Raw genomic sequence first — 23,551 nt, forward strand, 5'->3', positions numbered from 1 at the left:
CGGTGGCCTGCACCGGGTCGCCCGTGGTGATCACGCCGTCCCGCGCGCCGACGACGACCGCCGGCACGACCGCCGCACCCGAACCCCCGTCGTTCACGCTCGCCGCGGGCGGTGACATCCTCGTCCACCCCGCGCTGACCGAGCAGGCCGACCAGGACGGCGCCCGCGACTTCACGCCCCTGCTGGAGGGGCTGCGGCAGGCGATCGACGCCGACGTGTCCATCTGCCACCTGGAGACGCCGCTGTCCGCGCCCGGCGCGCCGACGTTCGGCTACCCGGCGTTCAGCGCGCCGCCCGAGGTGGCGACCGCGCTGCGGAACATCGGCTACGACAGCTGCTCGACCGCGTCCAACCACACCCTCGACCGGGGGCCGTCCGCCATCGCCACCACGCTGGACGTGCTGGACGCGGCGGGGCTGGAGCACACCGGCTCGTTCCGCTCGCCCGAGGAGTCCGCCACGCCGCTGCTGCTCGACGTGAAGGGCGTGAAGGTCGGGCACGTGGCGTTCACGTACGGCTTCAACGGCATCCCGCTGGACCAGCCGTGGCGGGCCAACCAGCTCTCCGTCGAGGGCGTCCTCACCGCCGCGCGCGCCGCCCGCGCCGCCGGCGCCGAGGTCGTCGTGGCCTCCCTGCACTGGGGCGACGAGTACCGGCACGAGGCGACGCCGCAGCAGCGCGACATGGCGCGGGCGATCCTCGGCGACCCGGCCGTCGACCTGATCATCGGCACGCACGTGCACGCCGTGCAGCCGATCGAGCGGATCGGCGACAAGTGGGTCGTCTACGGCATGGGCAACGAGGCGGCCCGCCACTCCGAGCCGCGCGGCATCACCGAGGAGGGCATCGTCACCCGCTTCCGCTTCGTCAAGACCGACGCCGGCTGGACCGTCCGGGACGCGTCGTACGTGCCGACCCTGGTGGAGTTCGGCCCCCCGATCCGCGTGGTCGACCTGACCCGCGTCCCCGCCTCCCCGCGCCGCACCGAGGCCCTGACCCGCACCGACGGCGTCGTCCGCAGCCTGGGCGCGGACATCACCCACCCCTGACCCGAGAGTCCGACGCCCAGGACTTCCGAGTTCTGCACCCAGGCGTACCGCGACACCCGTCGGCACGTCCCGAACGTAGGACTCGGAGGACCTGGACGTAGAACTCGGAGGACTTGAGCGTCGGACTCTCGAGACCTGAGGGTTGGACTCCCGGTCAGCCGATCAGGCGGCGGACCCGGCCGATGCGGTCCAGCCAGCGGTCCTCCGCGCCGGGGTCCGCGGCGAACTCGGCCAGGCGGTCGGGGACCGGGGCCTTCGTCGGCACGGGCAGCCGGCCGTCCACCGGGCGCAGCGACCCGCTGGTCACGTCGCCGTCCAGCAGGGACAGCGTGCCCAGTCCGCACGCGAACTCCAGCGACGGCAGCGCGCCCGCCAGCGCCAGGCCCGCCGCCATGCCCACGGAGGTCTCCAGGGCCGACGACACCACGCACGGCAGGCCGCACGCCTCCGCCACCTCCAGCGCCCGCCGCACCCCGCCCAGCGGCGCGACCTTGATCACCGCCACGTCCGCCGCGCCCGCCACCGCGACCTTCATCGGGTCCTCGGCGTGCCGGATCGACTCGTCCGCCGCGATCCGCACGTCCACCCGCCGCCGCACGGCGGCCAGTTCCCCGATCGTCCGGCACGGCTGCTCGACGTACTCCAGGCCGCCGGCGGCGCGGTCCAGGGCCCTGATCGCGGACACCGCCGCGTCCACGTCCCACGCGGTGTTCGCGTCCACCCGCACCGCGCCCGACGGACCGAGCGCGTCGCGCACCGCCGCCACCCGCTCCAGGTCGGCGGACAGCGGCGTGCCCGGGTCGGCGACCTTCACCTTCGCGGTCGAGCAGCCCGACGCCGCCACGAGCTCGAACGCCCGCTCCGGCGACACCACCGGCACCGTGCAGTTCACCGGCACCGACGTGCGCACGGGCGTGGGCCAGCCCTGCTCCACCGCCTCCAGCGCGCACAGCAGCCACGGCACCGACTCGACGTCCGAGTAGTCCTCGAACGGGCAGAACTCGCCCCACCCGGCCGGTCCCTCCCAGATCACGCCGTGGCGGACGGTGATGCCGCGGAACCGGGTGCGCATGGGGATCGAGTAGACCTGCACCGGCGAATCCTAGATCGGGTCCAGCGCGGCCACCCGGCGCAGCGCGCTGTCCAGCGTGCGGTCGTCGCACTCGGGAGCGGTGCTCTCCTCGGCGAGCACCCGCAGCGCCGCGAACCGGTCGACCCGCGCGTCCAGGTCGGCCGGCTCCCGCGTCGTCTCCGCGACGGCCGCCGCCAGACCGGGCCGGTTCTCGGCCACCCGCAACGCCTCCCGCACGACCAGCGACCCGCGCAACGCCACCAGCGCGCCCCGCAGCAGGTGCTCCACGTGCGCGACCCGCCGCGGTTCCAGGTCGCGCACGAGGTCGAAGTCGGCGCACAACCGCCCCGCCCGCCGCCGCCGCGCCACGTCGGTGAACTGCCCCGCGTGCACGACGTCGGCCGCGTCGGCCGCCACCACCGGCACCGGCACGCACGCCAGGCCGACCGACCACCACACCGTCGGCCCCACCGCGGCCGACGCGCACGCCACCAGCGCCGCCGGCGCCGGCAGCGGACGCACCCGCGCCCGCCGCACACACCGCCGCCGCGGCCGGGCCCGGATCGGCACCCGGACGCCACATCCACCACCGCGGTAACGGCACCACTCGCGTCGTGACCCGCCGACCGTGGGCGAAACGCCGATCAACCTGGTGGGCTCTGCCGACCTCGGTGAGCTTCGAGTCCGCACCGCCTCCGCGCGGCTCCGCGCGGAGGCCCCGCTCAGCTGATCTCGGGGAGCTTCGGCCCGAGCAGGTCGTCCGCGTCCACGATCCGGTAGGCGTAGCCCTGCTCGGCGAGGAACCGCTGCCGGTGCGCGGCGTAGTCGGTGTCGAGCGTGTCGCGCGACACCACCGAGTAGAAGTGCGCCTGCCGCCCGTCGCCCTTGGGCCGCAGCAGCCGGCCGAGCCGCTGCGCCTCCTCCTGCCGCGACCCGAACGTGCCCGACACCTGCACCGCCACCGACGCCTCGGGCAGGTCGATCGAGAAGTTCGCCACCTTCGACACCACCAGCGTGCGCAGCTCGCCCCGCCGGAACCGGTCGAACAGCTCCTCGCGCTCCTTGTTCTTCGTCGAACCCTGGATCACGGGCGCGCCCAGCGCCTCGCCCAGCGACTCCAACTGGTCCAGGTAGGCCCCGATCACCAGCGTCGGCTCACCGGCGTGCCGGTCGAGGATCGCCCGCACCACCGGCAGCTTCGTGCGGGCCGTGGAGCACAGCTTGTAGCGCTCCTCCGGTTCGGCCGTCGCGTACTCCAGCCGCTCGTTGTCGGTCAGCGTGACCCGGACCTCGGTGCACTCGGCGGGCGCGATCCAGCCCTGCGCCTCGATGTCCCGCCACGGCACGTCGTACCGCTTCGGCCCGATCAGCGAGAACACGTCGCCCTCCTGGCCGTCCTCGCGCACCAGCGTCGCGGTCAGGCCGAGGCGGCGGCGCGACTGGAGGTCGGCCGTCATCCGGAACACCGGCGCGGGCAGCAGGTGCACCTCGTCGTAGACGATCAGGCCCCAGTCGCGCGAGTCGAACAGCTCCAGGTGCTTGTACTCGCCCTTCGACTTGCGGGTGATCACCTGGTAGGTCGCGATGGTGACCGGGCGGATCTCCTTGCGCTCACCCGAGTACTCGCCGATCTCGTCCTCGGTGAGCGACGTGCGCGCCACCAGTTCCCGCTTCCACTGCCTGCCCGCCACCGTGTTGGTGACGAGGATCAGCGTGGTCGCCTGCGCCTCGGCCATCGCCGCCGCGCCGACCAGCGTCTTGCCCGCGCCGCACGGCAGCACGACGACGCCCGAGCCGCCCGCCCGGAACGCCCGCGCGGCCAGCCGCTGGTAGTCGCGCAGCTGCCAGCCGTCCTCCTCCAGCACGATGGGGTGCGCCTCGCCGTCGACGTAACCGGCGAGGTCCTCGGCGGGCCAGCCGACCTTGAGCAGCAGTTGCTTGAGGCGACCACGCTCGCTGGGGTGCACGACCACCGTGTCGTCGTCGACGCGGTCGCCGAGCATCGGCTTGACCTTCTTGTGCCGCATGACCTCTTCGAGCACGGCGCGGTCGAGCGAGACGAGGGTCAGGCCGTGCACCGGGTGGTTGGCCAGCTGGAGCCGGCCGAAGCGACCCATGGTGTCGACCACGTCCACCAGCAGCGCCTGCGGCACCGGGTAGCGCGAGTAGCGGACCAGGGCGTCCACGACCTGCTCGGCGTCGTGGCCGGCGGCGCGGGCGTTCCACAGCGCCAGCGGCGTCACGCGGTAGGTGTGCACGTGCTCGGGTGCGCGCTCCAGCTCGGCGAACGGCGCGATGGCGGTGCGCGCGTCGTCCGACAGCGGGTGGTCCACCTCCAGCAGCAGGGTCTTGTCCGACTGGACGATCAAGGGGCCGTCGGTCACGGGTGCGCACTCCTGTCGGTTGTGTACCCCCAGTGTGCCCACCGCGGGCAAGTCGGTCGCGCAGCGTCCCCGGCCCACTACCGAACGCTCACGGACTCGGTTCGGTAAAGCGGGTCACGCCGGTGTGGCGCAGCCGTTAGCGTCCTGCCGCCCCCACCGCGCACCCTTCGCGCGGGCGGACGACAGGGGGCTCCCCGACTGACGAACGAAGGCACAGATGAGCACGGACGCGCCCGCGCCCACCCCCCAGTTCCCGCAGGGCCCGCAGCACCCGGCGCCCCACGGCCAGGCCCCCCAGTACCAGGGCGGCCCGGCCCCCGAAGCGCCGAAGAAGAAGAGCGTCCTCACGCGCATCCTCGGCTACGTCGCGGGCCTGGTCGTGGCCGGTCTGGTGCTGTACGGCTTCAACTACTTCACCAGCGACGCCGCCCAGACCAAGGCGGGCGACTGCGCGAGCGTGACCGGCACGGCCACCAAGCCCGAGTACAAGACGGTGGACTGCGGCGCGGCCGAGGCCAACTACACCGTGGGCAAGGTGCTCGACTCCACGTCCGCGTCGTGCGGCGGCGACGGCGTCTACGACGAGTACACCGAGACCGCCCGCCGGGGTCCCGACTCGAAGCTGTGCCTGATGCCGAACTTCGTCGAGGGCAAGTGCTACGAGCTGACCTCCAGCACGACGCAGATGGGCTACCCGCCGGTCGACTGCGGTCAGCCGCAGGTGTTCGAGCTGGTGAAGGCGGTCAAGGGCAGCGCGGACGGCAGCGCGTGCGGCGACGCCACCCCGCTGGTCTACGACGAGCCCAAGACGACGTTCTGCTTCGGTGAGCCCGTGAGCGCCTGATCGGTGCGGAGGGTGCGCGTGCCGCTACCTTTTGGGGCGTCACGCGCACCCGTCCAGCGAGGATGATCATGAGCAACGAGCCGACGAAGCCCGACGACGACGCGCCCGAGCCCGTGGCGGGTGGCGCCTCACCGGCCAAGCCCACCGCCTCGTCCTCGCCGGACACCCCCGCGACCGGTCCCGCGGACCGGACCGACGCCGCCCGGGCCGCGGCCGCCGCCGACGCGGACCGCGTCGCCGCCGCCGAGGCCGCCGCCGCGAACGCGCGGGAGCCGGAACTGGCCCCGCCCGCCTCGTCCTCCGTGGGGCCGGGCTCCGCGGGTTCGGGTTCCGCCGGGTCCACCGGCGCCGCCCCCGAGTCCGGCGCCGGCGCCCGCGACCAACCGGTCGCCGGCAACGAGCCCGTCACCCCCGCCGGTCCGACGCCCGTCCCCGGTGCCCGCCAGGTGCCCTCCGCGGACCCGGTCACCCCCGGTGCCGACGACCCGGCCTCCCCGGCGCCCGCCGTCGACGAGCCGACGGGGGGCGACCGGGTCGCCGCTCCCGGCGCGGCGGCCGGTGGCTCCGCCGCCGGGGTGCCGGCCGGCACCGCCGCCCCCGCCGGCGCGGTGACCCCGTCCCCGCCCGCGCGCCCGGTCGGCGAGGTCCCGCCCGGTCCCGGCGCCGCGATCCCCGGCGCCGCGCCGGCCGACTCGATCTCCGACTCCGTCCCGCCCGCGCGCCCCGCCGACGACGGCGAACCCGCCCGCGGAACCGGCGGCGGCGGGAAGAAGGTCCTCATCGGCGTGCTGATCGTGCTGCTGGTCGGCGTCGTCGTGTACGGCGTGCGCATGCTCACCAACGACGCCTCGAACGCCGAGGCGGGCGACTGCGTCAGCCTCACCTCGCAGAGCGAGGACCGCGCCGACGTGGACACGCTCGACTGCTCCGCCGACAAGGCGTCCTACAAGGTCGGCAAGGTCCTGGAGGCGACCGACGCCACCTGCCCGGAGGACGGCCTCTACACCGAGATCGCCCCGGCCTCCCGCGTCGGCGACGGCTTCAAGCTGTGCCTGCTGCCCAACATGGCGGAGGGCGCCTGCTACAAGCCTGACGAGGGCACCGGGTTCGTGAAGACCGAGTGCACCGGTCCGGAGACCATCAAGGTGACCAAGGTCATCCAGGGTTCGGTCGACCTGGAGGGCTGCCCGGACGCCGCCGGCATGTCGTACCCGGAGCCCGCCGTCACCTACTGCCTGGCACCCGCCGAGGAGTGATCCCCGCTGCGGGGTAACCCGTTCGGGTGAACCGACTCAACCGGTCGGACGGCCGTGCCGATGCCCAAGGCCATGCGGAAGACGATCCGGTGGGGCATCGGCGCGGTCGGTCTGGTCGTGGTGGGCGCGTTCGCCGCCACGGCGCTCGAGGCCGACCCGGAGGGCCCGCCGGTGGGTGCGTGCGCCCGGATCGAGGGCACGGCGAAGGCGCCGAGGTACCTGGCGCTGGACTGCTCCTCCGACCGGGCGACGGTGAAGGTCGCCAAGGTCGTCGAGGAGGGTGGGAAGTGCCCGACGGGCGGTGCGCCCTACTCGGCCTACGTCGGCTCGGCCACGCTGTGCCTGATCCCCAACTTCGTCGTGGGCGGCTGCTACCGGCAGGACCGGAAGACGGGCCTGCACAAGGTCGACTGCACGACCGCCGGCTCGATCCGCGTCGCCAGGGCGTCGAAGGACCCGGTGAACTGCGGTGACGACCGCGCCCTCAGCTACCCGGAGCCCGCCGTCACGTTCTGCCTCAGCCGCCCCGCCTGACGCGGCGCCGTGCGCTGAAACGGCTGCGCCCGCCTGCTGCCCGGAGGTACGTTCCGCTCGCCCGATTCGAGAGGAACGCCAGGTGACCACGCCCCCCGACCAGCCGCCGCCGCCCTACGGCCAGCCCCAGGGCCACCCGCCACCCCAGCAGCCGGGCTGGGGACAGCCGTCGTCACCCCAGGGGTTCCCGGCCCAGCCCCACCCGCAGCAGCAGCCCGGCGGCTACGAGCAGCAGCCCGGCTACCCGCAGCCGGGGTACCCGCAGCCGGGATACCCGCAGTCCGGCTACCCGCAGCCGGGATACCCGCAGCAGGGCCCTCCGCAGCCCGGCGGCTACCAGGCCCCGCAGAACGCGTACCCGCCCCCGCCGCCCGGCTACCCCCAGCAGTTCCAGCCGGGTCGGCAGTTCCCGCCCCCGCCGCCCGCCAAGGGCGTGTCGAGCGGTGCGAAGAAGCTGATCGGCGTGGTCGTGGTCGGCATCGTCGGCATCGTGGTGGCGGGCGTCATCGCGAACCTGACCGGACCGTCCGGCGCGGACCCCGGCGAGTGCATCAAGATCGTCTCGGCCGGCGTGTCGAACGCCAAGGTGGAGAAGGTCGACTGCGGCTCGTCGGAGGCCGCGTTCAAGGTCGCCTCGAACCTCGACAGCAGCGCCGACTCGTGCCCGGACGGCGACTACGCGGAGTACTCGGACCGGGGCGGGCGGCGCAGCAACGGCTTCAAGCTGTGCCTGATGCTCAACGCGGCCGAGGGCGACTGCTTCAAGCAGGAGGGTTCGATCGTCGCGGCCAAGACGACGAAGGTGACCTGCGGGCCGGAAGCCACCTACAGGGTCAGCAGAGTCGTCGCGGGCCGGGCCGACGAGAACGAGTGCAAGGGCGGCGAGACGCCGTCGGTCTACTCGCAGCCGGCGACCACGGTGTGCCTCGTCGAGGCGTGAAAGCGAAATGGACAAGGGGCCTTCCGGAAAAGAAGGCCCCTTGTTTCCTCACTACGTGTCAGTTGGTGGTTCCGGGCGGCAACAACGCGCCGACGTCGAGCCGTTCGTCGAACACCTCTTCGGTGTCCATCATGTCGGCGACCCGCTGGAGCCGGACCGGGTTCAGCGACAGCGGGAACACCCCCACGGACACCAGCGCCGCGGTCTGCTGGTCCACGTCGACGTAGCCGGTCAGCACGTCCTGCACGGACAGCTTGTTGTTCGACGCGGCTTCCTGCGCGTCCCGCAGCACCTGCCGGAACAGGGCGAGCGTGCGCGGGTTGGCTTCGGCGAACTTCTTGCTCGACGCGTACCCCGACATGGGGAAGTCCTTGGTGGGGCCGATCGCGGTGTCGGTGACGACGCGGGCGCCCGCGTCGCGCTGGGCCTTGGTGATGAACGGCTCGGTCATCCACGCCGCGTCGACCTGCTTGGCCTTCATCGCGTCGACCATCTGGTCGAACGGCATCTCGCGCAGCACGATCCGCTGCTTCTCCACGCCGGCGGTCTTGAGCACGGCCTTCGTGGTGAGCGCGCCGACGTCCTCGGTGGAGTTCACCGCGATGCGCGGCGCGGCCAGCGCGCCGGGGGCGTCGTACTCCTTGTCGAGCGTGACCAGCGCCATCGTGCCGGTGCCCGCCTGGTACGCCTCGCCCTGGAGCTGGATCTGGGCGCCGGCGACGTAGCTGCGGAACAGGTTGACGTGGCTCGCCCAGGTCAGGTCGAGGGTCGTGTCGAGCTGCTGGATGCCCTCGTCCTCGGTGCTCAACGTCACCAGCTGGACCTGGAGGCCCGCCTTCTCGAACAGCTTGTCGTTGAGGGCGAGCTTCAGCGGCGCCACGTCGACGACCGGCAGCACGCCGATGCGCAGCGTGTTGCGCTCCACCTCGGGCCGGTCGCCGCTGTCGCCGCCCGGCAGCAGGCCGCACGCCGTCAGGGTCGCGGCGCACGCGAACAACGCTGCCGCACGTCGCAGAACACGCGCTGGGGTAGGCATGGCACCTCTCGCCGGAACGACCTTGGACCGAGGTCTTTTGATCAACGAATTGTCGACGAACGTGTCGATGTGGGGGATGGTAACCACCCAGAGGTATGAAACGACAGTCCTGCTCGGATACGGTGGGTGCTCTCGGACTCTTCCCCGCAGCAGGGATCGAGCACTACGCTCCCCGGCTGGTGGCACCGGTCGTCGCAGACGGTCGTGATCACCGCGCGGGGGTGGGGTGCCTAGCCAACGCCACCGTCCCTGTGCTGCAATTCGCCCGATTTCGTGTCCATGCTTCGGTCCGTGGGGAGAGGCCGGGGAACACTGCTGCAAGAAGAGGAAGCCCAGCGTGGCCCGTCGAGAGAGAGGCCCCAGCCAGTCAGGCGTGGGGAACCCACCACGCTCCGAAAGGCCCGGACCGGGTGAGGAAATGACTGCGCTGCGTGAGGGAAGTGTGACCGAGTCCACGGGCGCCGTTGCGACGTCGGACGTGCGCGCTCCCCGACGGGACACCCGCACCGGGAACTGGCGACTGCGGAACTGGCGACTGCCCACCAAGCTCGCCGCCGTGCTGCTGATCCCCACGGTCGCGGCGCTCGCCCTCGGTGGCCTGAGGGTGAACTCCGACCTGGCCGACGCCACCGAGTTCAACCAGTTGGCGAACCAGATCCAGCTGGAGTCCGCGGTCGCCGACCTGGTGCAGCAGCTCCAGCGCGAACGCGACCTCAGCACCCTGCACGTCGCGTCCGACAAGGCGCTGGACCGCGTCGTCCTCGACCGGCAGCTGCGCCGCGTCAACGACACGATCGACGCCCTGAACAGCAAGATCCTCGAACTCAGCGGCGACCTCGGCGACACCGTGGTGACCCGCTTCCGGCAGGCGTCGAGCCAGCTGAACCGGCTCAACAGCCTCCGCAACGCGGTCCGCGACACCGCCTACCCGTCGGACGCGGTGCTGCGCACCTACTCCGAGTCGATCGAGGGCCTCCTGGACCTCGGCGAGCAGGCCATCGCGGGCATCAACGACCCCGAGCTGGTGCGGCTGCACCTGGCGACCAACGCCATCGCCCGCATCAAGGAGCAGGAGTCGCGCAAGCGCGGCATCATGCTCGACGTCTTCCAGCGCGGGCAGCTCGGCCCGACGCAGGAGCGCCTGATCCTGTCCGCCGAGGCGGAGCTGAACGCGGCCCGCAACGACTTCCGCAAGTCCGCGACCCCCGACCAGGCCAAGATCTACGACGACACCGTCACCGGCCTGATCGTCGACACCGCGAACGACATGGTGGAGACCGCGCTCAACCTCGGCGAGAACGAGCAGAGCCTGGAGTCCCTGCGCCCGGAGAAGTGGGACATCGCCGCGACGCTGACGGTGAACCTCACCCGCGACGTGGAGAACCTGCTGCTGGAGCAGCTCCAGAACCGCACCGACGAGCTGACCGGCCAGGCGCGCGCCGCGGCGTTCCGCGACTCGGGCATCGTGCTCGTGTCGCTGCTGCTGGCGCTGGTCATGGCGCTGTTCGTGGCCCGCTCGATCCTCGTGCCGCTGCGCGTGCTGCGCCGCACCGCCCTCGACGTGGCCGACCACGGCCTGCCCGAGGCGGTCGACCTGATCCTGAAGGACCCGAACCCGCAGGAAGCCGCCAAGTCCGCCATCGCGCCGGTGCCGATCACCACCCGCGAGGAGGTCGGCCAGGTGGCCCGCGCGTTCGACGCGGTGCACGGCGAGGCGGTCCGGCTGGCCGCCGAGCAGGCCCTGCTGCGCGACAACGTCAACTCGATGTTCGTCAACCTGTCCCGCCGCTCGCAGGCCCTCGTCGAGCGCCAGCTGAACCTGATCGACCGGCTGGAGCAGGACGAGCAGGACCCCGACCAGCTGGCCAGCCTCTTCGAGCTGGACCACCTCGCGACCCGCATGCGGCGCAACAGCGAGAACCTGCTGGTCCTGTCCGGCACGGACCTGTCCCGGCGGCTCACCCGCCCGGTCCCGGCGGCCGAGGTGCTCGGCGCCGCGGTGTCCGAGGTCGAGCAGTACGCCCGCGTGCAGGTCGGCCAGACCCCCGAGCTGACGGTCCAGGGCCGCGCGGTCAACGACCTCGTGCACCTGATCGCCGAGCTGCTCGACAACGCCACCGCGTTCTCCGACCCGGTGACCAAGGTCACCGTGCGCACGGCCCGCACCCGCAAGGGCGAGCTGGCCGTCGAGATCCAGGACCGCGGCGTCGGCATGGGCGAGCAGGAGATCAACGACGCCAACGAGCGCCTGGCCGACCCGCCGGACGTCGACGTCGCCGTGTCCCGCCGCATGGGCCTGTACGTGGTCGCGCGATTGGCCAAGCGGCACGACATCAAGGTGCGGCTGCGCGCCAACGAGGACATCGAGGGCGGCACCACCGCGCTCGTGCTGGTGCCCGACACGCTCGTGCAGCAGCCCGGCCAGGCCGCCGCGCCGCTGGAGCCCGCCGCCGCGTTCCCGAGCCAGAACCCCGCGCAGCGCTCCGCCGGCATCGCCGGGGCGTTCGGCGGTGGCGGTCTGGGTGGCGGCGGTCTGGGCGGCGGACCGGTCCGCGGGGACGACGAGCCGAGCTTCCCCAGTTTCCCCGGCCTGCCGCGCGTCGAGGACGAGCAGCCCGCGTTCCCGGTGAGCTTCGTGCGGACCGAGGGCGAGCACGACGCGGCCCGCGTGCCCGCGTTCGGCGACGCGCCGGCCGAGGCGCCCGCCGAGACCTCCGCGGAGATCTCCCAGTCGTGGCTGCCGGTGGGCGACGAGCGCGACGTGGAGCGCGAGCCGTCCGGCTCGTTCGGCGAGCCGACGCTGTTCACCGCCTACGAGGACCGCGACGAGCAGGACAAGGACCAGCACGGCTTCGAGACGACCCAGTTCGCCGTCGCCGTCGACACCGGCTTCGACACCGACACCGACACCGGCTTCGACGGGTTCGACGGCTTCGACACCGGGGCCGGCCTCGGCGCCGGGTTCGAGGCCCGCGAGCCGGAGGCGCCCGCCCACCGCAACGGCACGGCCCCGGCGCCCGCCGCCGGGGAGGTCGAGCGCGACCTGGACGCGCCCACCGAGCGGCTGCCGATCTACGAGGCGGTCCTCTCGCAGTGGTTCCAGGTCGTGGGCAGCGAGACCTCCGCGGCGACCGCGCAGGCCGTGCCGCCCGCGCCGGAGGCCGGGAAGCGGGAGCCGGCCGGGGAGTCGTCCCTGCCGACCCGCCGGCCGCAGCCGGTCCCGCCGGTCGCCCCCACCACGTCCGAGGACGCCCTGCCGCAGCGCGGCACCCTCGACGTGGCCGCCAACGGTCATGCCGCGCGCGAATCCGAGGGTGCGCTTGCCCGACGGGGTGACGCCGCGCCTAGTCTGACCGAGGGCGGGCTGCCCAAGCGGCAGCCCGGCGCAGCACCCAGCACCCTGCCCAAGCGCGCTTCGGAGAACCCTCATGGGGAGGTGTCCCGCGTGACCGAGCCCGAACCGGTCGCCGAGCCCGAGCCGTCCGCGCCGTCCGCCGAGTCGGTGTGGCACTCGCCCGCCGACGAGGGGTGGCAGGCAGCACAGGCCTTGCTCGGCAAGGCCCCCGAAACCACGACACAGGCGGGGTTGCCCAAGCGGGTGCCCAAGGCTCAGCTTGTGCCGGGATCAGCCGCGCCGAAGCCCCAGGCGTCGGAGCGGCAACCGCAGCGGCCCCCGCTGCCACCACGATCGGCTGACGCGATCCGTGGACGCATGTCGAGTCTTCAGCAGGGCGTCCGTCGAGGGCGACACGCTTTGATCGACGCTTACGCTGGTGACATGTCGAGCCGGCAAGACGAGGAGCAGGAGTGACGACCGCAGCTCAGCCAGGCAGCTTTGGTTGGCTTATCACCGACTTCGTGCGCCGGGTTCCCGGTGTAGCGCATTCCGTGGTCGTGTCGGCGGACGGGCTTCTGCTCGCCGGCTCGCAGGGCCTGCCCCGAGACCGCGCCGAACAACTGTCCGCGGTGGCGTCGGGGCTGGTCAGCCTCACCGCCGGCGCCGCACGGTGCTTCGAGGCGGGCACGGTCAACCAGACCGTGGTCGAGATGGAACGGGGTTACCTGTTCCTGATGTCCATCAGCGACGGGTCGTGCCTCGCGGTGCTCGCGGCCCCGAACTGCGACATCGGCCTCGTGGCGTACGAGATGACCTTGCTGGTCGAGCGCGTGGGCCAGCAGCTGACCCCGGAGCTGCGCGCGCAGCTCCAGGGCGTGGTTCGGCGGTAGCTCCTCGTGAGATCGTGGGGGTGAGGGTAGATGGCTGAACGATCTGGCGCCGGCGGCCGCCGCTTCGGTAGGAACTTCAACTACCAGGAGTGGGCGGTCGGCGGCTTCCAATTCGCTGAGCCGGATGCCGACCCCACACAGGACGAGGAAGCCGAGGACGCACCCAACTCGTGGACGGGCCGCCGGGCTGCACGGGCGCAGGCGCCACGGGTCGAAGGCACAGGGCAGGGGCAAGGCGACATGTCACAGCGTGAGGTTGACGACTCGTCGTACGACTACGACGACGTTCCCAACCGGTTCGACATCGACGGGTACGGCAGCGGGTTGTTCGGAGGTCCGGGCGCCGACCTGTTCGGCGCCCACGGCCTGCCCGACAGCGTGCCGGAACAGGTGCCCTACACGACCGGTCCGCAGCCGGTCGTGCGACGGGAGGAGAACCCGGCCGCCGAGTCGGGTTCGCTCGTCCGCCCGTACACCAGGACCGGTGGCCGTACCCGGCCCGACTACGACCTCGCGATCGAGGCGCTCATCTCCACCAGCGAGAAGGGCCTCGACCGGGACGCGGCCGTGCTCCCCGAGCACCGGTCCATCTGCGGGCTCTGCACCGACACGCGATCGGTGGCCGAAGTCGCCGCGCACCTCCGGCTGCCGCTGGGCGTGGCGCGGGTGCTGATCGGTGACATGGCGAGCATGGGTTTGGTTTTGATTCACCAGGGTGGCCTGGTCGTGGGGGACAGGCCGTCCATCGATTTCCTTGAGAGGGTGCTCAGTGGGCTTCGCAGGCTCTAGCCCCAACGCGGCCGAAGGCGCCAAGAAGCCGACGACCTCCGCGAAGATCGTGGTCGCGGGTGGCTTCGGCGTGGGCAAGACGACGTTCGTCGGTTCCGTGTCGGAGATCGTTCCGCTGACCACCGAAGCGGTGATGACCGAGGCCAGCGCCGGGGTCGACGACCTCTCGGCCACGCCGAACAAGGTCACGACGACGGTGGCCATGGACTTCGGCCGCGTGTCGTTGGACCAGGACCTGATCCTGTACCTGTTCGGGACGCCCGGGCAGCACAGGTTCTGGTTCATGTGGGACGACCTGGTACGGGGCGCCATCGGCGCGATCGTGCTGGTGGACACGCGCCGGTTGGCGGACGCGTTCGCGTCGATCGACTTCTTCGACGACCGGCAGCTGCCGTACGTCGTCGGGGTGAACTGCTTCGACGGTTTGCTGCACCACCGGATCGAGGACGTCCGGGACGCGCTGACCATCGACCAGTCCGTGCCGATCGTGACGTGCGACGCGCGCAACCGGCAGTCGACCAAGCAGACGCTGATCACGCTGGTGGAGCACGCCATGCGCCAGTGGATGTCCGTCCGCGCGGGCTGATCCGGACGTTCGTGATCGAGGGCGGCCCCCGGTGGGGGCCGCCCTCGATCACGTCCGGCGAGGGCCGGGATCGCCGTACCCCGCCGGAGGTGCGGAGGGCGGGGACCCCGGGGCCCCTGCCGGGCACCGCGCGCGGAGGCGGGCGCGCCGCGCCCCGGGGCAGGCCGGTCCGCCGGTGCGACCGGGCTCAGTCGTCCCAGCCGCCGTCCCAGCCGCCGTCGCACTCCCACCAGTCGTCCCGGCATCCCCGGGTGGTCGTGGTGCTCGTACCCGGACCGGCGGCGGTCGGGGTGAGGGGGCGGCCAGGGCGCTGCCCGTGGACAGGGCGATCGCGGCGGTGGCGGCGAGCGCGGTCCTGCGGAAGATCCTCATCGGGGTGGCTCCCTTCACGTCGTCGTGCGGGCGTCCGGGGACGCCCCGCCCACGACGCCAGGTCGCCGCGACGACACCGACAGGTGGTCGCGCGCCACGTCCGGTGACTACGCGCCGTCGTCCTCGACCAGCGCGGCCGACGTGATGCGGTGCAGCGGGAACCGGCGCACCTCGCCGTAGCTGACGTCCACGCCCTCCAGCACGCCACCGCCCACGACGTGCGGCGTGATGACGCGCCGCGCCGCCGTGCCGTGCCCGTCGACGAAGTCGACCAGCACGCTGCGGCCCAGCCTGGCCGCGCGTTGGAGCAGGTCGAGGGTCGCGGACGGTCCCGCGCCCAGGTGACCGGGCACCGACACGCGCGCGCCACCCGTCGTGGTCGCCGCCCGGTCGCCCGCCCGCACCAGGCGCACCAGCTCGCCCAGCTGCTCGTCGGACGGCGTGGTCGGCTGCGCCGTCCTGCGGCGCCCCTTGCCGGCGATCCGCCGGCCGCCCTCGCGCAGGTCGAGCACCCGGCCGTCCGGTCCCTCCGCCGAGGGCGCGAACCCCGCCGCGCGCAGCACGTCCAGCACCTCGGCCAGCGGCAGCGGGCCGACCAGCACGGTCGGCGCGATCCGGCGCAGCTCCAGCCGCTCGGCCGCCGGGTGCGCGAGCACCTCGGCGACCAGCACCGGGTCGTCGCAGCGCAGGAACGACCCGGCCGCGCCGCCGCGCAGCCTGCCGTGCTTGCGGGCCGCGTCGTCGATCAGGTAGGTCAGCGACTGCGGCACCGGCGTCCGCGACCGCGCCCGGAACAGCTCGTGCAGGTCGGCGGCGCTGCGGCCCGCGTCGAACGCCCGCCGCACGGACCCCTCGTGCACCCGGTAGACGGTCGCCCCGCCCGCCGACTCGACGTCCGCGACCAGCGCGATCTCGTCGGCCAGCTCCGGGTCCAGCCGGCCGGGCGCGACGACGGTCAGGTCGGCCTGCACCAGCACGTGGTCGACCGGCGCGGGCAGCGCGTCGCCGAGCCGCTTGGCCGCCGCGGCGGGGCCCTCGGCGAGCAGCGTGCGGCCCTGCGCGGTGAGGGCGCCCAGCGCGAGCACGCCCACCGCCGTGCCCTCCTCGACGGTCCAGCGCACCAGCTCGTCGCGCAGCCGACCGCCCCGCCGGGGCGCGCGCCACGCCAGCACGGCCGCCAGCTCGTCCGGGTCGGTGACCGACGTGCCGGGCTCCAGCGCGGCGAGCGCTTCGAGGACGCGTCGCCGGTCGCGCGGCGCGGCGGGGCGGTTCAGCTCCGGCGCCAGGGGGTTGAGCAGGCGGTCGCGGTCGTCGCGCCGCCCGATCAGGCCCGGCAGCCGGGGCAGGTCGACCCACGCCTGGGCGAGCGTCGCCCACCGGTGCTCGGGCGCGGAGACGAGCCACGCGTCGGTCTGCGTCGTCGGCACCCACTCCGGTTCGGCGCCGTCGCTGTCGGCCACCAGGCCCGCGTTGACGACCAGTTCCACCAGCAGCGCGGCCCGGCGCTCGTCGACGTCGAGGTCCCGGGCGAGCTTGCGCAGCTCGCGCACGCCGACGCCGCCCGACCGCAGCACCGGGGGCGGCTCGTCCGACCAGGCGCGCAGCAGCGCCTCGACGTGCCGGGACAGCTCCAGCGCCGCGCCGCCGCCGGTGTGGTCCACCGTCGCCGGGTCGCGCTCCACCGTGCCCAGCGCGGGCTCCTTCGCCTGCACGGGGCCGAGCGGGGACGCGCCGCGCACCTTCAGCCCGACCTCGCGCGGCAGCTCGACGGTCTGCGCGTCGCGCCGGACCAGCAGGCCGCGGGCGAGCAGCTTCTGGATCGGCGTCGTCGCGCCCTCCAGGGGCACGAGCCGCGTGGCGTCCTTCGTCTGCCCGACCGGCGGCCCGGCGGCGAGGGCCCGCAGCACGCGCCGCTCGTCCTCGGGCAGGTCGTCCACGTCGACGTCGGCGAGGCCGGGCACGGAGCGGCCCAGGCCGCACGGGAACGGGTTGACCGCGTCCCGCGACGCCGGCGGGGTGGAGATCGCGTCGTCGGGCCCCCACAGCAGCGCCCGCGCGCGCAGCAGCCGCAGCGCCGGCCGCACGTCGGTCTTCCCGAACAGGGCGCGGACGGCCTTCGCGTCGACCGGCGCGAGGTCCGCGTCCAGCACGAGCAGCGCTTCGAGCACGGTCAGCGTGAGCGTGTCGAGGTCTTCGCAGGCCCGCGCCACGGAGGCGCGCGAGCCGATGCGGGTGGCCAGTACGGCGGTGTCGGCGGGCGGTGGCGTGGCCAGGTCCGGCCGGGCGCGCAGCAGTGCCACGAGCGCGGGGTCCTCCTGCGCCCGCAGCCACTCGGCGAGGGTGGTGCCGGACATCCTCACCACGGTATATGCCCGCCGCGCCGGCCCGTCGTGCGACTCCGGTCCCGAGCGGTCAGTCGAGCACCGCGGTGGCCTCGACCTCGACCATCAGGTCGGGTTCGGCGAGCGCGGCGACGCCCACCAGCGTGGCGGGCGGGACCGGGGTCACGCCGAGCTTCGCGGCGGCCCGCCCGACGCCCTCCAGGAAGGCGGGCATCTTGTCGGGCGTCCAGTCGACGACGTACACGGTCAGCTTCGCCACGTCGTCGAAGGACGCGCCGACCGCGGCCAGGGCGGTGCCGACGTTGAGGTACGCCTGCTCGGCCTGCGCGGCGAGGTCGCCCTCGCCGACCCGGTTGCCGTCGCCGTCCCGGGCGACCTGCCCGGCCACGAAGACCAGCTTCGAGCCGGTGGCGACCGACACCTGCCGGTACACGCCCGCCTTCGGCAGCCCGTCGGGGTTCACCAGGGTGATGGCCATGCCAACTCCTCACGTCGTGGATGCGGACAGACCATAGCATTGCAATGCTATGGTCTGTCCATGGTCAGGACGAGGGACCCGGCGGTGCGCACCCTGCTCGTCGAGCGGGCCGCGCACCTGCTCCGCGCCCGCGAACCCGTCACCCTGCGCTCGCTGGTCGCCGGCACCGGTGTGTCGACGATGGCCGTCTACACCCACTTCGGCGGCATGGACGGCGTGTGGCGCGCCCTGCGCCAGGAGGGCTTCACGCGCCTGGCGGCCAGGTTCGCCGCGGTGACCGCCACCGACGACCCGGTCCGCGACCTGACCGCGCTGTGCGCCGCCTACCTCGGCAACGCCCTGGACCACCCCGACCTGTACCGGGTCATGTTCGACGCGGACTTCGACCTGGAGGACCTCCAGGCCGCCGACGACACCCTGGAACACCTGGTCCAGGCCGTCCGCCGGGGCCGCGCGGCGGGCCGCTTCCGCGCCGGCACCGTCCCGCTGGACCTGGCCACGCAGAGCTGGGTCGTCGGCCACGGGCTGGTCTCGCTGGTCGGCACCGGCCCCCTGCCGCGCGAGGCGCTCGCCCACGGCCCCGTCCTGCTGTCCGCGCTGTTCACCGGCGCGGGTGACGACCCCGACCGGTGCCGCCGGTCGGTCGCGCTGGGGTGGGAGGGCCTCGGCTGAGCGGGACCCGGCCTGAGGGGACCCGGCCTGAGGGGACCCGGCCCGGGCGGACCCCGTCAGGGCTCCAGGTCGGGCGGGGTGGTGGGCTCCTCCGGCCACGCGCCGCGCGCGACCAGGTCGAGCACCAGGGCCCCGATGTTCCACGCGTCGTCCTCGCCCCGGTGGTGCCTGCCCTCCAGCGGCAGGCCGGCGATCTCCAGCGCCTGCGCCATGCCGGGCCGCCTGCGCAGGCCGTGCGCGCGGGTGAAGACCGCCCTGGCGTTCGTGTGGTGCCGCCCGAACGGGTAGCGCACGCCCGTCGCCCGGCACTGCCGGCCGAACTGGTTCCGGTCGTAGTCGCCCCAGCTCACCCACGGCCGCGTGCCCGCCGCGTGCTCCTCGGCCAGCAGTCGGCAGGCCTCCGCGAACGTCACGCCGCCGTCCACCTCGGCCTGCGTCAGGCCGGTCAGCCCGGTGCAGAACGCGCTCACGGTCGACCGCCGCGGCCGCACGAGCACCCCGTGCCGGGACACGCGCGTGCGCGCGGCCAGGTCCACGACGGTCAGCCCGACCTCCACGATCTCGCTCACCTGGCCGGGCGGGGGCTGCCCGTCCCAGCACGTCGCCTCGACGTCCACCACGTTGACCAGCACCCGGGGAGGTTAGCCACCCCACAGGTGACGATGCTCTCCCGTTTCCCGCGCGTCCCGGTCCGGTCACCGCGTCGGCGCGGCGGCGGGGCCGTGAGGCACACTTGTGGCGAAGCAGGCACCACCGAGGAGGAACAGTGGCCAAGCTCCGCCCCGAGCGCATCGACCCGAACTGGCCGGAGGCCCCGGAAGGCGACAAGCACGCGGTCAGCGAGTTGGCCGCCGACGTGCAGGGCGCGCTGTCCCCCTTCGGCAAGGTCACCTTCCCGCTGCCGGTGGAGGAACTCGGATACCACCACCCGGTCACCGAGATCAACCGCTAGTCCCCGAGCGGCGCGCGCGGCGGTCGAGTCGCGCGCGTTCCGCAATCCATCCGGGACTACGCTCGACTCCCGCCGCGCAGTGCTCTATGGGAGGAACGATGCCGGTCCCCGGCCCTGGATACTCGATCACCGTCCGCCTGGAGGCCCCGCCGTCGGCGTCGGCCGCCGGTGACCTCACGTCGGCGGTCGGTCGGGCCGGTGGTGTCATCACCGCCTTCGACGTCGTCGAGTCCCACACCGACCGCGTGATCATCGACCTCACGTGCAACGCCCTGTCGGCCAACCACGCCAAGGACATCACCGACACCCTGGAGCTGCTGCCCGGGATCGTCGTGCGCAAGGTGTCCGACCGGACGTTCCTGGTCCACCTCGGCGGCAAGATCGAGATCTCGTCCAAGGTGCCGCTGCGCAACCGCGACGACCTCTCCCGCGCCTACACCCCCGGCGTCGCCCGGGTCTGCATGGCCATCGCCGAGAACCCGGACGACGCGCGCCGCCTCACCATCAAGCGCAACACGGTCGCCGTGGTCACCGACGGCTCCGCCGTGCTCGGCCTGGGCAACATCGGCCCCGCCGCCGCGCTGCCGGTGATGGAGGGCAAGGCGGCGCTGTTCAAGAAGTTCGCCGGCGTCGACGCGTGGCCGGTGTGCCTGGACACCCAGGACACCGAGGAGATCATCCGCGCGGTGGAGCTGATCGCCCCCGTCTACGGCGGCATCAACCTGGAGGACATCGCCGCGCCCCGCTGCTTCGAGATCGAGGCGCGGCTGCGCGAGAAGCTCGACATCCCCGTCTTCCACGACGACCAGCACGGCACCGCGATCGTCGTGGTCGGCGCCCTGCGCAACGCGCTGCGCGTGGTCGGCAAGAAGATCTCCGACTGCAAGCTCGTGGTGTGCGGCGTGGGCGCGGCGGGGTCGGCGATCATCCGGCTGCTGCTCAAGCAGGAGCCGGGTGACGTGGTCGCGGTCGACGTGGACGGCATCGTGCACCGCGACCGACCCGGCCTGGACGACAACCTGAGGTCCATCGCCGCCGCCACCAACAAGGACAACGTCAGCGGCCGGCTGCACGACGCGCTGGTCGGCGCGGACGTGTTCATCGGCGTGTCGGCCCCGAACCTGTTCGGCGCCGAGCAGGTCGCCACGATGAACTCCGACGCCATCGTGTTCGCGCTGGCCAACCCGGACCCGGAGATCGACCCGATGGAGGCGCAGAAGCACGCCGCCGTCGTGGCCACCGGGCGCAGCGACTTCCCGAACCAGATCAACAACGTGCTCGCGTTCCCCGGCGTGTTCCGGGGCCTGCTGGACGCCCACGCGCGCACCATCACCGACGCCATGCTGCTGGCCGCGGCCAACGCCATCGCCGACGTGGTGGACGGCGAGCGGCTCAACGCGTCGTTCATCGTGCCCAGCGTGTTCGACAGCACCGTGGCGCCCGCCGTGGCGGAAGCGGTGCGCAAGGCGGCTGCCGACCAGGGCGGCGGCTGAGCAAGCGCGACGTCGGGCGGTCGTGCCGCCGGGGCCTAGCATCGGCGGCATGACCCAGCAGTTCACGCACCTGGACCAGGCCGGGGCGGCCCGGATGGTCGACGTGTCCGGCAAGGAGCCGACCACCCGCACCGCCGTCGCCTCCGGCGTGCTGCGCACCACCGCCGAGGTGGTGGCGCTGCTCGCCCGCGACGGCCTGCCCAAGGGCGACGCGCTCGCCACGGCCCGGATCGCCGGGATCATGGCGGCCAAGCGCACGCCGGACCTGGTGCCGCTGTGCCACCCCATCGCGCTCTCGGGCGTGGAGGTCGACCTGGAGCTCGGCGACGCCGAGGTCCGCGTCACGGCGACCGTGCGCACCGCCGACCGCACCGGCGTGGAGATGGAGGCGCTGACCGCGGTCGCCGTGGCCGGGCTGACCCTGCACGACATGGTGAAGGCGGTCGACCCGGCGGCGTCGATGGACGCGGTGCGCGTCGAGCGCAAGGAGGGCGGCAAGACCGGCCTCTGGGAGCGCCCGTGACGCCGCCCGCGAAGCCCGCCCGGACCGCCCGCGTGGTCACCGCGTCCAACCGGGCCTCGGCCGGGGTGTACGAGGACCGCGGCGGGCCGATCATCGTCGGCTGGCTGCGCGAGCGCGGCTACGACGTGCCGGACGCCGCGGTCGTGCCGGACGGCGACCCGGTGGCGGAGGCGCTGCGCGCGGCGGTGGCGGACGGCGTGCACGTGGTCGTCACGACCGGCGGCACGGGTGTCAGCCCCACCGACCGCACGCCGGAGGCGACCCGCTCGGTGCTCGACTTCGAGGTGCCGGGCGTGGCGGACGCGATCCGCTCGTCGGCGTGGCCGGGGGTGCCCGCCTCGGTGCTGTCGCGCGGGGTGGCGGGCGTCGCGGGCCGCACGTTCGTGGTGAACCTGCCCGGTTCGACGGGCGGGGTGCGGGACGGGCTGGAGGTGCTCGGCGCCGTGCTGGAGCACGCCGTCGACCAGGTGGCCGGAGGTGATCACGCGTGACCGGGGTGCTGCGCGCGACCGTCAGCGATCAGCCGCTGTCGGTGGAGGAGCACGCGAAGCTGGTGGAGGACGCCGCCGCGGGGGCGGTCGTCACGTTCGCCGGGGTGGTCCGCGACCACGACGGCGGGCGCTCCGTGCGGGAGTTGGAGTACGTCGGGCACCCGACGGCCGCGGCCGTGGTGGCGGAGGTGGTCGCCGACGTGGTGGCCCGCTTCGACGGGGTGCGGGCGGTCGCCGTGTCGCACCGGGTCGGGCAGCTGGCCATCGGGGACGTGGCGCTGGCCTGCGCGGTGGCCGCCGAGCACCGGCGCGAGGCGTTCGACGCCTGCTCCGAGCTGGTCGACGAGGTGAAGCGGCGGCTGCCGGTGTGGAAGCGGCAGGTGTTCGCCGACGGCACCGACGAGTGGGTCAACATGCCCTGAGCGCCCGGTGACGGGAAAGGACCCCGGCCGCCGGGTGAAGGCGGTCGGGGTCCCCGTCCGTGGTGCGTCGGCTCGCGCCGACCGGGATCACTTGGTGGCGATCTTCATGCCCGGCATGATCAGGTCGGCGTTCGGGATGAAGTCCTTGTTCAGCTCGTGGAGCTTCGCCCAGCCACCCTCGATCTTCAGCTCGTCCGCGATCTTGGACAGGCTGTCGCCCGCCTTGATCTCGTAGTCGCCGGCGGGGTTGGACGACGGCAGCGCCACCACCACGGGGGCGGGGGCGGCCTGCTGCTGCACCGGGGCCGAACGCTGCTGCTGCTGCTGGACCGGGGCGCTCTGCTGCACCGGGGCCGGCGGGGCCTGACGGGCGGGGGCCGCGGCGCCGCCGAGGCCCTTGGGGCCGCAGACGGGCCAGGCGCCGATGCCCTGGGAGACCAGGACGTTCTCCGCGACGCGGATCTGCTCTTCCCGTGAAGCCTGGTGGGGCATCCCGGAGCCGCCGTTGGCACGCCACGTGGACGGCAGGAACTGCAGCCCGCCGTAGTAGCCGTTGCCGGTGTTGATGCTCCAGTTGCCGCCGCTCTCGCACGCGGCGACCGTGTCCCAGTTGACGCCGGAGCCCTGCGCGGACGCGGTGCCGGCGGCCATCGCCAGCGGCGCGCCGACGATGACGCCGGCGACGGCGACCTTCGCGACACGACGGGCGGCGGGGGAGACGGACGGGCGGTGCTTGCCTCGGTAAGAAGCCATTTCCCTCTCGGTCCACCCGCACCTCCTCGGACGACTCGGGTTCGGGGCCCGGGGTGTCGCCCAGTTCCTGTCCGGCGGTTGTCTCTCGCTCGGGGGTGTTCCCGGAACACCGGTGGACAGGTTCGGTGCGTGGCGTTCCGGGTGGTGCTCTGGTCGGTTCGGGGCCAACCGAGAAGCGACGGTACGTAACCGGGAACGCCGCGCCAAACGGAAGCGTACGTGATGCACGTCACAGTAACACTACGGAGTGATCCTTCGACCCTTGCGTTTAGGCAGGTCAGGGCACCGTTATGGTTCCGTTTCCGTTCCGAGATCGGGCGAAACAAATCACGGAAA

21 protein-coding genes and 1 pseudogene are annotated in these 23,551 nt (G+C 73.4%); 14 read left to right on the forward strand and 8 right to left on the reverse strand.

The features are described 5' to 3' along the window. Window positions 1–23 precede the first annotated feature (23 nt). A complete protein-coding gene (locus CKY47_RS10850; protein WP_306745587.1) occupies window positions 24–1,049 on the forward strand; it encodes a CapA family protein in 1,026 nt (341 codons plus the stop codon). 154 nt (window positions 1,050–1,203) lie between these two features. Here CKY47_RS10850 and CKY47_RS10855 read toward each other — a convergent pair whose 3' ends face one another. From CKY47_RS10855 to CKY47_RS10865, 3 genes are all read right to left on the reverse strand, one after another. Further along, window positions 1,204–2,142 (reverse strand): o-succinylbenzoate synthase, encoded by a 939-nt coding sequence (locus CKY47_RS10855; RefSeq protein WP_306745588.1) that lies wholly within the window; start codon window positions 2,140–2,142, stop codon window positions 1,204–1,206. Window positions 2,143–2,151: 9 nt separating this feature from the next. Continuing rightward, the gene (locus CKY47_RS10860) at window positions 2,152–2,643 is read right to left on the reverse strand and encodes a hypothetical protein (RefSeq protein ID WP_306745589.1); all 492 of its coding nucleotides are present in this window, start codon (window positions 2,641–2,643) and stop codon (window positions 2,152–2,154) included. A 200-nt stretch (window positions 2,644–2,843) separates the two neighbouring features. Next, on the reverse strand, window positions 2,844–4,505 hold the full coding sequence (locus CKY47_RS10865; protein ID WP_306745590.1) for a DNA repair helicase XPB: 1,662 nt from the start codon (window positions 4,503–4,505) through the stop codon (window positions 2,844–2,846). A gap of 217 nt (window positions 4,506–4,722) precedes the next feature. Between CKY47_RS10865 and CKY47_RS10870 the strand changes: the two genes are divergently transcribed. From CKY47_RS10870 to CKY47_RS10885, 4 genes are all read left to right on the forward strand, one after another. Continuing rightward, complete coding sequence (locus CKY47_RS10870) at window positions 4,723–5,349, forward strand: LppU/SCO3897 family protein (protein WP_306745591.1); 627 nt, start codon at window positions 4,723–4,725, stop codon at window positions 5,347–5,349. 68 nt (window positions 5,350–5,417) lie between these two features. Next, window positions 5,418–6,605, forward strand: a complete 1,188-nt coding sequence (locus CKY47_RS10875; protein WP_306745592.1) for an LppU/SCO3897 family protein — start codon at window positions 5,418–5,420, stop codon at window positions 6,603–6,605. Window positions 6,606–6,677: 72 nt separating this feature from the next. Next, entirely contained in the window at window positions 6,678–7,139 is a 462-nt protein-coding gene (locus CKY47_RS10880) for an LppU/SCO3897 family protein (RefSeq protein WP_306745593.1), read from the forward strand. An 82-nt stretch (window positions 7,140–7,221) separates the two neighbouring features. Beyond that, complete coding sequence (locus CKY47_RS10885; RefSeq protein WP_306745594.1) at window positions 7,222–8,079, forward strand: LppU/SCO3897 family protein; 858 nt, start codon at window positions 7,222–7,224, stop codon at window positions 8,077–8,079. A gap of 58 nt (window positions 8,080–8,137) precedes the next feature. Here the strand turns inward: CKY47_RS10885 and CKY47_RS10890 are convergent, their stop codons facing one another. After that, the gene (locus CKY47_RS10890; protein WP_306745595.1) at window positions 8,138–9,115 is read right to left on the reverse strand and encodes an ABC transporter substrate-binding protein; all 978 of its coding nucleotides are present in this window, start codon (window positions 9,113–9,115) and stop codon (window positions 8,138–8,140) included. A gap of 337 nt (window positions 9,116–9,452) precedes the next feature. On the opposite strand from CKY47_RS10890, the gene CKY47_RS10895 reads away from it, so the two are divergent. The 4 genes from CKY47_RS10895 to CKY47_RS10910 are packed head-to-tail and all read left to right on the forward strand — an operon-like array spanning window position 9,453 to window position 14,717. Continuing rightward, window positions 9,453–12,926 carry a sensor histidine kinase gene (locus CKY47_RS10895; RefSeq protein ID WP_371320651.1) on the forward strand — a complete coding sequence of 1,158 codons (3,474 nt, stop codon included), beginning with the start codon at window positions 9,453–9,455 and terminating at the stop codon, window positions 12,924–12,926. Then, the gene (locus CKY47_RS10900; protein WP_033442969.1) at window positions 12,923–13,342 is read left to right on the forward strand and encodes a roadblock/LC7 domain-containing protein; all 420 of its coding nucleotides are present in this window, start codon (window positions 12,923–12,925) and stop codon (window positions 13,340–13,342) included. The genes CKY47_RS10895 and CKY47_RS10900 overlap by 4 nt, the downstream gene beginning before the upstream one ends. Before the next feature lie 30 nt (window positions 13,343–13,372). Next, a complete protein-coding gene (locus CKY47_RS10905; RefSeq protein WP_306745597.1) occupies window positions 13,373–14,131 on the forward strand; it encodes a DUF742 domain-containing protein in 759 nt (252 codons plus the stop codon). Then, on the forward strand, window positions 14,112–14,717 hold the full coding sequence (locus tag CKY47_RS10910) for a GTP-binding protein (protein WP_073887831.1): 606 nt from the start codon (window positions 14,112–14,114) through the stop codon (window positions 14,715–14,717). The genes CKY47_RS10905 and CKY47_RS10910 overlap by 20 nt, the downstream gene beginning before the upstream one ends. A gap of 479 nt (window positions 14,718–15,196) precedes the next feature. Here the strand turns inward: CKY47_RS10910 and CKY47_RS10915 are convergent, their stop codons facing one another. Together CKY47_RS10915 and CKY47_RS10920 are read right to left on the reverse strand one after the other, a co-directional pair. After that, on the reverse strand, window positions 15,197–17,443 hold the full coding sequence (locus CKY47_RS10915) for a helicase-associated domain-containing protein (protein ID WP_306745598.1): 2,247 nt from the start codon (window positions 17,441–17,443) through the stop codon (window positions 15,197–15,199). A 58-nt stretch (window positions 17,444–17,501) separates the two neighbouring features. Next, window positions 17,502–17,909: a RidA family protein gene (locus tag CKY47_RS10920; protein WP_306745599.1), complete on the reverse strand. Its 408-nt coding sequence runs from the start codon at window positions 17,907–17,909 to the stop codon at window positions 17,502–17,504. Window positions 17,910–17,969: 60 nt separating this feature from the next. On the opposite strand from CKY47_RS10920, the gene CKY47_RS10925 reads away from it, so the two are divergent. Then, the gene (locus CKY47_RS10925; protein WP_306745600.1) at window positions 17,970–18,581 is read left to right on the forward strand and encodes a TetR/AcrR family transcriptional regulator; all 612 of its coding nucleotides are present in this window, start codon (window positions 17,970–17,972) and stop codon (window positions 18,579–18,581) included. A gap of 56 nt (window positions 18,582–18,637) precedes the next feature. Here CKY47_RS10925 and CKY47_RS10930 read toward each other — a convergent pair whose 3' ends face one another. Further along, window positions 18,638–19,213, reverse strand: coding sequence for a 3'-5' exonuclease (locus CKY47_RS10930; protein WP_306745601.1), 576 nt, complete (start codon window positions 19,211–19,213; stop codon window positions 18,638–18,640). A gap of 134 nt (window positions 19,214–19,347) precedes the next feature. Between CKY47_RS10930 and CKY47_RS10935 the strand changes: the two genes are divergently transcribed. From CKY47_RS10935 to CKY47_RS36880, 4 genes and pseudogenes are all read left to right on the forward strand, one after another. Beyond that, the gene (locus CKY47_RS10935) at window positions 19,348–19,533 is read left to right on the forward strand and encodes a hypothetical protein (protein ID WP_306745602.1); all 186 of its coding nucleotides are present in this window, start codon (window positions 19,348–19,350) and stop codon (window positions 19,531–19,533) included. A gap of 98 nt (window positions 19,534–19,631) precedes the next feature. Then, entirely contained in the window at window positions 19,632–21,026 is a 1,395-nt protein-coding gene (locus tag CKY47_RS10940) for an NAD-dependent malic enzyme (protein ID WP_306745603.1), read from the forward strand. Between the two features lie 49 nt (window positions 21,027–21,075). Continuing rightward, window positions 21,076–21,549: a cyclic pyranopterin monophosphate synthase MoaC gene (moaC, locus tag CKY47_RS10945; protein WP_306745604.1), complete on the forward strand. Its 474-nt coding sequence runs from the start codon at window positions 21,076–21,078 to the stop codon at window positions 21,547–21,549. 32 nt (window positions 21,550–21,581) lie between these two features. Further along, window positions 21,582–22,462, forward strand: a pseudogene (locus CKY47_RS36880) (molybdenum cofactor biosynthesis protein MoaE). A gap of 87 nt (window positions 22,463–22,549) precedes the next feature. On the opposite strand, the gene CKY47_RS10960 reads toward CKY47_RS36880, so the two are convergent. Beyond that, the gene (locus tag CKY47_RS10960) at window positions 22,550–23,215 is read right to left on the reverse strand and encodes a LysM peptidoglycan-binding domain-containing protein (RefSeq protein WP_306745608.1); all 666 of its coding nucleotides are present in this window, start codon (window positions 23,213–23,215) and stop codon (window positions 22,550–22,552) included. Window positions 23,216–23,551: the final 336 nt, after the last annotated feature.

The organism is Saccharothrix longispora, assembly GCF_030852425.1.
Lineage (GTDB): Bacteria > Actinomycetota > Actinomycetes > Mycobacteriales > Pseudonocardiaceae > Actinosynnema > Actinosynnema longispora.